This is a genomic window from Streptomyces sp. NPDC001393 (assembly GCF_053597455.1).
In genome coordinates, this window is the sequence record NZ_JBSFIH010000156.1 from 1 (window position 1) to 1470 (window position 1470).

At 67.3% G+C, this 1470-nt stretch carries 1 protein-coding gene; it reads left to right on the forward strand.

Going from position 1 to position 1470, the window contains the following annotated elements; translation table 11 throughout:
• Positions 1-42: 42 nt before the first annotated feature.
• On the forward strand, positions 43-1275 hold the full coding sequence (locus ACWC2T_RS46020) for an IS4 family transposase (RefSeq protein WP_450676243.1): 1233 nt from the start codon (positions 43-45) through the stop codon (positions 1273-1275).
• Positions 1276-1470 lie beyond the last annotated feature (195 nt).

Sequence of the window (1470 nt, forward strand, 5' to 3'; positions counted from 1 at the left end):
CAATACCGGTAACTTACGGGCAATCTTGTCGTTGTTGTTGGTGTGCCAAGAGCGGGTCAACTGAAGTCATCCGGTGAGCGACTGTCGGACCGGGTCGCGGTCGGGGTGCTGACACAGGCGTTTCCTCAGTCGCTTGTGGATGAGGTGCTGGCGGAGACGGGTCGGGTGCAGCAGCGGAACCGGCTGTTGCCGGCCCGACTGGTGGTCTACTTCGTGTTGGCGATGTGCCTGTTCTCCGGGCAGAGCTATGAGGAGGTCGCCCGGCTGCTGACCGCGGGTTTGCAGGGTGCCCGTCGCTGGCGTGGCTCGTGGGTGGTGCCGAGTACGGCAGCGATCTGGAAAGCCAGGTCTCGGCTGGGGGTGGCGCCGCTGCGGCAACTGTTCGCGCGGGTGTGCCGCCCGGTTGCCACACCGGACACTGAGGGCGCCTTCTACCGCGACTGGCGGCTGATCGCGATCGACGGCACCACGTTCGACCTGCCTGACACGAAGGCGAACGTGGAAGCGTTCGGTCGTCCGCCCCGTTCCGGGCGCGGTGAACGGGACGTCGGCTACCCGCAGTTGCGCATGGTCGGCTTGGTGGAGTGCGGCACCCATGCCGTCTTCGATGCTGCGATCGGAGCTCTGCGCACCGGAGAGCAGGCTCTGGCCCGGGCGGCCCTGGGGTCCCTGCGGCCGGGGATACTGCTGCTGGCCGACCGCGGCTTCTACAGCGTGGACCTGTGGCGCACGACCGCGGCCACGGGGGCGGACCTGCTGTGGCGGGTCCGCAAAGACCTCGTGCTGCCGGTCGTCGAGCAACTGTCGGACGGTTCCTACCTCACCGAGATCTTCGACCGCAGCGACATCCACCACACCCGTCGCGGGGTGCCAGTACGCGCAGTGGAGTACACCATCGCCGGCCATGAGGGCGTCTACCGGCTCATCACCACGATCCTCGACCCGGACAAGGCCCCGGCCGCGGACCTGGCCGCCCTCTACGCCCAGCGATGGGAGTTCGAGTCCACCCTCGACGAAATCAAGACCCACCTCGGCGGGTCGCAGCTGGTACTGCGTTCGCAGCACCCCGACGGGGCCGAGCAGGAACTTTATGGCTTCCTGCTCGTCCACCACGCCATCCGGCACCTGATGCACCAGGCCGCACGGCAAGCCGACCGGGACCCCGACCGGATCTCCTTCACCCGCTCACTGCGCGTCGTGCGTCGCCAGGTCACCGACCAGGCGGCATTTTCCCCCCGGCAGACTCGCACGCGCAGTCCAAGCCACCCACGCTGAACTCCTCGAACGCCTCCTGCCACGGCGGCGCCGCCGGGCCAACCCTCGCGTCATCAAACGCAAAGTCGCCAACTGGCCGCTCAAACGCGCCGCCCACCGGGCTGCAGACCATCCAACCACCGCGGCCATCACCCTCGTTGGCGCCACCAAACCCAAACGAGTCAAACGAACACCAAAGCCCTAAGTTACCGGTAT